This is a genomic window from Streptomyces sp. NPDC006372, assembly GCF_040612515.1.
In the GTDB taxonomy this organism is placed as follows: Bacteria; Actinomycetota; Actinomycetes; order Streptomycetales; family Streptomycetaceae; genus Streptomyces.
This window is the reverse complement of record NZ_JBEXQJ010000078.1, coordinates 1-7,452: the sequence shown is the minus strand read 5'-3', so window position 1 is coordinate 7,452 and position 7,452 is coordinate 1. Positions and strand designations below refer to the sequence as shown.

Annotated in this window: 7 protein-coding genes; 1 reads left to right on the top strand and 6 read right to left on the bottom strand. The window is 68.2% G+C overall.

The genetic code is table 11. The features are described 5' to 3' along the window. Nucleotides 1–51: 51 nt before the first annotated feature. The 5 genes from prcA to arc all read right to left on the bottom strand — a co-directional run bounded on the left by prcA (nucleotide 52) and on the right by arc (nucleotide 5,983). Nucleotides 52–822 (bottom strand): proteasome subunit alpha, encoded by a 771-nt coding sequence (gene prcA / locus ABZ016_RS42740; RefSeq protein WP_356922206.1) that lies wholly within the window; start codon nucleotides 820–822, stop codon nucleotides 52–54. Between the two features lie 70 nt (nucleotides 823–892). Continuing rightward, entirely contained in the window at nucleotides 893–1,738 is an 846-nt protein-coding gene (gene prcB, locus ABZ016_RS42735) for a proteasome subunit beta (RefSeq protein ID WP_356922205.1), read from the bottom strand. A gap of 335 nt (nucleotides 1,739–2,073) precedes the next feature. After that, nucleotides 2,074–2,292 (bottom strand): ubiquitin-like protein Pup, encoded by a 219-nt coding sequence (locus ABZ016_RS42730; protein ID WP_010045349.1) that lies wholly within the window; start codon nucleotides 2,290–2,292, stop codon nucleotides 2,074–2,076. A gap of 178 nt (nucleotides 2,293–2,470) precedes the next feature. Beyond that, nucleotides 2,471–3,982: a depupylase/deamidase Dop gene (dop, locus tag ABZ016_RS42725; protein ID WP_356922204.1), complete on the bottom strand. Its 1,512-nt coding sequence runs from the start codon at nucleotides 3,980–3,982 to the stop codon at nucleotides 2,471–2,473. Nucleotides 3,983–4,216: 234 nt separating this feature from the next. Next, nucleotides 4,217–5,983, bottom strand: a complete 1,767-nt coding sequence (gene arc, locus ABZ016_RS42720) for a proteasome ATPase (RefSeq protein ID WP_356922203.1) — start codon at nucleotides 5,981–5,983, stop codon at nucleotides 4,217–4,219. Nucleotides 5,984–6,229: 246 nt separating this feature from the next. Between arc and ABZ016_RS42715 the strand changes: the two genes are divergently transcribed. Then, on the top strand, nucleotides 6,230–6,535 hold the full coding sequence (locus tag ABZ016_RS42715; protein WP_356922202.1) for a ferredoxin: 306 nt from the start codon (nucleotides 6,230–6,232) through the stop codon (nucleotides 6,533–6,535). A 60-nt stretch (nucleotides 6,536–6,595) separates the two neighbouring features. Here the strand turns inward: ABZ016_RS42715 and ABZ016_RS42710 are convergent, their stop codons facing one another. Beyond that, nucleotides 6,596–7,174: a hypothetical protein gene (locus tag ABZ016_RS42710; protein WP_356922201.1), complete on the bottom strand. Its 579-nt coding sequence runs from the start codon at nucleotides 7,172–7,174 to the stop codon at nucleotides 6,596–6,598. Between the last annotated feature and the right edge of the window lie 278 nt (nucleotides 7,175–7,452).

Below are 7,452 nucleotides of genomic sequence, written 5' to 3'. Positions count from 1 at the left end.
AACCCCCCCCGCCCCCCCCCCCACCCGGGGGGGCCCCGCGGCAACGGGTGACTACTCATCGCCCCCGGACTCGGACTCGGCTTCGGATTCCTCCGCCTCCGCCGCAGTCGCCGGCCCCGACCCGTCCGCCTCCAGCAGGCGGGACAGCTGACGCGCGCTGATCCGCTTGAACTTGCGCTTCTGCGGGCGCGTGCGGTCCAGCACCGCCACCTCCAGCCGCTCCGCGGGAATCTCCCGCTCGGTGCCGTTGGTGTCGCGGGACAGGGACTGCACCGCCAGCTTCAGCGCCTCGGCCAGCGTCATGTCGTCCCGGTGGCGCTGATCCAGGTAGCTGCTGATCTGCTCGGCGTTGCCCCCGACCGCGACCGAGCCGTGCTCGTCCACGATGGAGCCGTCGTGCGGCAGCCGGTAGATCTGGTCCTGCTCCGTGGTCTCCCCGACCTCGGCCACGACCAGTTCCACCTCGTACGGCTTCTCCCCGACACTCGAGAAGATCGTGCCCAGCGTCTGCGCGTACACGTTCGCCAGGCCCCGGGCCGTCACGTCGTCCCGGTCGTAGGTGTACCCCCGCAGGTCGGCGTAGCGCACACCGCCGATCCGCAGGTTCTCGTACTCGTTGTACTTGCCGGCGGCCGCGAAGCCGATCCGGTCGTAGATCTCGCTGAACTTGTGCAGCGCACGGGACGGGTTCTCCCCGACGAACACGATGCCGTCGGCGTACTGCAGCACGACCAGGCTGCGACCACGAGCGATGCCCTTGCGGGCGTACTCCGCCCGGTCGGCCATCTGCTGCTGGGGTGAGACATAGAACGGCGTCGACACCGGTTATCCGTCCCTCTCTTCAGAATTCCGTCGATTCACTGGACCACCCTGGTTCAAGACAGCCCGCCGCCTACAGCAGCGCGGCGCGCGGACCGTCCGGCTGCTCCAGCCGCCGCTCCAGGACCGAGCGCGCGATATCGGACGCCTCGGTCTCGGAGAGCCGGCGGAAGCCGTCCTCGGTGATCACGGTGACGATGGGATAGATCCGGCGGGCGACATCGGGACCGCCGGTCGCCGAGTCGTCGTCTGCCGCGTCGTAGAGCGCCTGCACCACGAGCGTCGTGGCATCGGCCTCGCTCAGGTCGTTCCGGAAGAGCTTCTTCATCGCGCCGCGGGCGAAGATCGAGCCGGAACCCGTGGCCGCGTAGCCCTGCTCCTCGGAGCGACCGCCCGTGACGTCGTAGGAGAAGATCCGCCCCTTCTCCCGGTCCACGTCGTACCCGGCGAACAATGGAACGACGGCCAGCCCCTGCATGGCCATCCCCAGGTTCGAGCGGATCATGGTGGACAGCCGGTTCGCCTTGCCCTCCAGCGACAGCTGCGCGCCCTCGACCTTCTCGAAGTGCTCCAGCTCCAGCTGGAACAGCTTCACCATCTCCACGGCCAGACCCGCCGTACCGGCGATGCCCACCGCCGAGTACTCGTCGGCCGGGAAGACCTTCTCGATGTCCCGCTGCGCGATGACGTTGCCCATGGTGGCCCGCCGGTCACCGGCGAGGACGACACCGCCGGGGAACGTCACGGCGACGATCGTCGTCCCGTGCGGCGCCTCGACGACGCCCTGGGTGGGCGGCAGTTGCCGGTTGCCGGGCAGGATCTCCGGCTGGTGCTCGGACAGGAAGTCCATGAAGGAGGAGGACCCTGGCGTCAGGAAGGCAGCTGGTAGACGCCCGGTGCTACGAGTGTTGGCTTCCACGCGATTCCTTCCACGTATGCGACAGCCCGCCCTGTGACGTCGGGCCGATCCTTGGAACAACCCCGGTCCGGTTGCCACCGGGGGCACGGTATGCCACGGACCCTACCCGTCCTGCGGCGGTGATCCACATGCCCGGCGGCCCCAACTCCGCCGCGCCGTCCACGCGTTTGCCGGCCGCCTCGATCGGCAGGCCGCAGGGGCTCCGGACGCCGTCGACGCCCGGAGCGCCGCACCCGAGGGCAGCACATCGCTCGCTGCCCCGCGCACAGCGCTCCGCGCTCCGCCCGTCCGTCACCTGTGCACCCGTTCACCTTCGAAATGAAGGTGCAGGAGCCTTACTGGCCGCCCTTTTGAACGAAGGACCGCACGAAGTCCTCGGCATTCTCCTCGAGTACGTCGTCGATCTCGTCCAGAACCGAGTCCACGTCGTCGCTCAGCTTCTCGTGACGCTCCTTGACGTCCTCAGAAGCCTGCGCCTCTGCCGCCTGCTCCTCGACCTCCTCGGTGGACCGGGTGGCCTTCTGCTGTCCGCCGCCGGTGTCCTTGGTCGCCATATCCCTCACCCCGCTCGGTTCGCCCGACACAGTTGCTCGGTCAAGATCAGACCCTACTCGCCGGGTCTGACAATGGCCCCGTAGTTGCTCCAACGTACGAGGACCACCTCGATGATTCCCGGACCTGGGATTTTCCACCCTGTCCGGCGGGCCCCTCCCGAGTACCCAGGATGTGCGCTCACCCCCCGGACAAGACCCTGACCAGGTCTTCCGCGGTGCGGCAACGGTCCAGGAGCTCCTTGACGTGATTACGCGTTCCGCGAAGCGGTTCCAGGGTTGGGACGCGCTGCAGCGAGTCCCGGCCCGGGAGGTCGAAGATCACCGAGTCCCAGGACGCCGCCGCGACGTCGTCCGCGTACTGCTCCAGGCAGCGGCCGCGGAAGTAGGCGCGCGTGTCCTCAGGCGGCGTCGTACGGGCCCGCTCGATGTCGGCCTCACCCAGCAGGCGCTTCATGCGCCCGCGGGCCACCAGACGGTTGTACAGGCCCTTCTCGGGCCGTACGTCGGCGTACTGGAGGTCGACCAGATGCAGCCGCGCCGCGTCCCAGTCGAGGTCGTCCCGGCGCCGGTAGCCCTCCATGAGCTCCCGCTTGGCGACCCAGTCCAGCTCGCCGGCCAGGCTCATCGGGTCGTGCTCCAGTCGGGTGAGGGTGTCCTCCCAGCGGGACAGGACGTCCTTGGTCTGGTCGTCGGCGTCCGCCCCGAACCGCTCCTCCACGTACTTGCGCGCGAGCTCGTAGTACTCCATCTGCAGCTGGACCGCGGTGAGCGTCCGGCCGCTGCGGAGCGTGACGAGGCGCTTGAGCGACGGGTCGTGCGAGACCTGGTGCAGCGTGCGAACCGGCTGGTCGACGGCAAGGTCCACCGCGATGAAACCGTCCTCGATCATCGACAGGACGAGAGCGGTGGTTCCCAGCTTCAGGTACGTCGAGATCTCCGACAGGTTCGCGTCGCCGATGATCACGTGCAGCCGCCGGTACTTCTCGGCGTCCGCGTGCGGCTCGTCGCGGGTGTTGATGATCGGGCGCTTCAGGGTCGTCTCGAGGCCGACCTCCACCTCGAAGTAGTCGGCCCGCTGACTGAGCTGGAAACCGTGCTCGTGCCCGTCCTGGCCGATGCCGACGCGGCCCGCCCCGGCGAAGACCTGACGGGAGACGAAGAACGGCGTCAGGTGGCGCACGATGTCCGAGAAGGGGGTCTCCCGCTTCATCAGGTAGTTCTCGTGCGTGCCGTAGGACGCGCCCTTGTTGTCGGTGTTGTTCTTGTACAGGTGGATGGGCTGGGCACCGGGCAGCTGGGCGGCCCGTTCCGCGGCCTCCGCCATGATCCGCTCGCCCGCCTTGTCCCAGAGGACGGCGTCCCGGGGGTTGGTGACCTCGGGGGCGCTGTACTCGGGGTGGGCGTGGTCGACGTAGAGCCGTGCACCGTTGGTGAGGATCACGTTGGCCAGGCCGATGTCCTCGTCCGTGAGCTGGCTGGCGTCGGCGGCCTCGCGGGCGAGGTCGAAGCCTCGGGCGTCCCGCAGCGGGTTCTCCTCCTCGAAGTCCCAGCGGGCCCGGCGGGCCCGGTGCATCGCCGCCGCGTAGGCGTTCACGATCTGGGACGAGGTGAGCATGGCATTGGCGTTCGGGTGGCCGGGGACGGAGATCCCGTACTCCGTCTCGATGCCCATTACTCGCCGTACGGTCATGCGGCCCTCCTTGCCCGGCGGCTCCCTCGGTCGTGGGCGCCGCTCAGATACCGCTGGCGCTCGGTTGCGTGTGCGGTACCCGTCCCCGCACTGCGCGACTCGGCGGTACGGAAGAGCCTAGAACGCCTTTGCGCTGGTGGGGAGATCATTTGCGTCATTGCGTTGCTCCAGCCGTGGCCCGAAAAACAGTCGGCTGCGGGTACCCGCCGAGGGCACCCGCAGCCGCCCTGCCTTTTACAGGTACTGACCGGTGTTCGCCACCGTGTCGATGGAGCGTCCGGTGTCCGCGCCCTGCTTTCCGGTGATGAGCGTACGGATGTACACGATCCGCTCGCCCTTCTTTCCGGAGATCCGGGCCCAGTCGTCCGGGTTGGTGGTGTTCGGCAGGTCCTCGTTCTCCTTGAACTCGTCCACGCAGGCCTGGAGGAGGTGGGAGACGCGGAGGCCCTTCTGGTTCTTCTCGAGGAAGTCCTTGATCGCCATCTTCTTGGCCCGGCCCACGATGTTCTCGATCATGGCGCCGGAGTTGAAGTCCTTGAAGTAGAGGACTTCCTTGTCACCGTTGGCGTAGGTGACCTCCAGGAAGCGGTTCTCCTCGGACTCGGCGTACATCTGTTCCACGGCCGTCTGGATCATGCTCTGGACCGTGGAGGCCTTGGAGTCGCCGTGCTCGGCGAGGTCGTCGCCGTGGAGCGGGAGGCGCTCGGTGAGGTACTTGCCGAAGATGTCCTTGGCCGCCTCGGCGTCCGGACGCTCGATCTTGATCTTCACGTCCAGCCGGCCGGGCCGCAGAATGGCCGGGTCGATCATGTCCTCACGGTTGGAGGCGCCGATCACGACCACGTTCTGCAGGCCCTCCACGCCGTCGATCTCGGCGAGCAGCTGCGGGACGATGGTGTTCTCCACGTCCGAGCTGACACCGGAGCCACGGGTGCGGAAGAGGGACTCCATCTCGTCGAAGAAGACGATGACGGGCGTACCCTCGCTGGCCTTCTCACGGGCCCGCTGGAAGACGAGGCGGATCTGCCGCTCCGTCTCACCGACGTACTTGTTCAGCAGCTCCGGGCCCTTGATGTTGAGGAAGAAGCTCTTGCCGGCGGCCTGGCCGGTCACCTCGGCGACCTTCTTGGCCAGCGAATTGGCCACGGCCTTGGCGATGAGCGTCTTGCCGCATCCGGGGGGCCCGTACAGCAGGACGCCCTTCGGCGGCCGCAGTTCGTGCTCCTTGAACAGGTCCGGGTAGAGATACGGGAGCTCGACGGCGTCCCGGATGGCCTCGATCTGGCCGCCGAGGCCACCGATCTGCTCATAGCCGATGTCGGGGACCTCTTCGAGGACGAGTTCCTCGACCTCGCTCTTGGGCACGACCTCGTAGACGTATCCGGAGCGGGGCTCCAGGAGCAGGGCGTCGCCGGGGCGGATGGTGACGTCCAGCAGCGGCTCGGCGAGCCGCACCACCCGCTCCTCGTCGGTGTGCCCGAGCACCAGGGCCCGCTCGCCGTCCTCGAGGATCTCCTTGAGGGTGACGATGTCCCCGACGCTCTGGTACTCCATGGCCTCGACCACGTTGAGAGCCTCGTTGAGCATCACTTCCTGGCCGCGCCGGAGCTCGTCGAGCTCGACGCTGGGGCTGACGTTCACCCTGAGCTTGCGGCCGCCGGTGAAGATGTCGGCGGTGCCGTCCTCGTTCGCCTGCAGGAACACCCCGAAGCCGGCCGGCGGCTGCGCGAGCCGGTCGACCTCTTCCTTGAGGGCCACGATCTGGTCGCGGGCCTCACGGAGCGTGTTGGCGAGTCGCTCGTTCTGTGCGGACACGCCGGCCAGATTGGTCTGCAGCTCGACGATCCGCTCTTCGAGAATCCTCGTGTGCCGCGGAGAGTCGGCGAGCTTGCGTCGCAGGACGGCGATCTCCTGCTCAAGGTAGGCGATCTGCCCGGCCGGGTCGTCGGACCCGCGTCCCGGGCGGATGCCGCGGTTCATGTCGTCGTCGTGGGCTGCCACGGTCCTCACCTCCTCCAAGGGGAGCTGGACGCTTCCAGACCCTACCTGGGCGGGTGTCGATTGAAACCCCTAGATCACAAAGACGGTCGGGGTGTGTCCGATCTTCACCCTTGCGCTCTCCCTCACGCCAGGGGAATACCCAGCGAACATGATTGGAACCCAGCCGGAGGTAGGGTCGAAGTGTTCAACACCCGTCAGAGCTGGCCGGATTCCCGACCTGGCTCGACGCATGAAACGGCAGGAGACATGAGCGTGCAGCAGGAGGCCGGAGTCGAGGGCGAGGCGCTGGAGGTCTGGATCGACCAGGACCTCTGTACCGGTGACGGCATCTGCGCCCAGTACGCGCCCGAGGTGTTCGAGCTGGACATCGACGGTCTGGCCTATGTGAAGAGCGCCGAAGACGAGTTGCTCCAGGACAAGGGCGCGACAACGCCCGTTCCGCTGCCGCTTCTCACGGACGTGATCGACTCCGCGAAGGAGTGCCCGGGCGAGTGCATCCACGTGCGTCGCGTTTCGGACAGGGCCGAGGTCTACGGACCGGACGCGGAGTGACCAGTTCCGCACACACCGTTAGTACTGTCTGATATCTCACACACCGCCACCGCACGGCCTTCACACGCTGCGGGCCCCGGACGGCGTCGAGCGGACGAACGAGCCGTCCTGCCAACGCCATTTCACGTCGCTCTTCATGTCCGGGCAGCAACGCGGCACGTCGGCCGACGAGTAGCCGAGGAGCGTGGCCGTGACGGCGCCGTGCCGTACGGCGAAGTCGCTCACGTTGGTGCGCTTCTGGGGATCGAGCAGGGAGGCCACCACGCGCGGCTTGCCGCTGTCGCCGTCCCGGGTGAGGACGTACACGCCGTCGGGCGGGGTGCCCATCGGGGAGTCGCAGTGGACCACGGCCACCGTCTCCGGGCTGCCGTCGCCGTCAAGGTCTCCGGAGGCCTTCTTCTTCACCACGGCCTGCACCGGCCCGCACTCGATCGGGAACGTCACCGCGGCCGGGTCGGGCGGAGCGAAGTGCGCGGGGGCGCTCTTCGTCCGGGGGCCTGCCGCCTGAGCCGCCGTCGCGGCGTCCGGCTGCAGGAACGAGGAGAAGGCGACGACGCCGGCGACGGCCGTCGCGGTGGCGAGCCAGTGGATCGGGCGGGTGTGGGTGTGGGCGAGCTCCGGGACGGCGGAAGGCTGCACTAGGAGAGTCTCCTGAGGCTGTGCCGGTGGGGTGGGGTGGCCAGCATGGTGCCACACGTCACACCGGGGAGGGAACGGCGGGGTGTGCACGTCCTGTGCCGGGGAAGTCAGGAGGGTCACGGTTCCTGCCACTGTGTCAGCAGACTCGCGCCGGGGCGGGCCGCCGCTGCCACGCGACGCGGCCATCGGGGTCTTGCAGCAGTCAACGGCACCGTTCGGCGGTTCACCCGCGGTGGCAAGGGAAAGGCGCGGTGGCGGAGTTCCCGGGATGAGTCCGG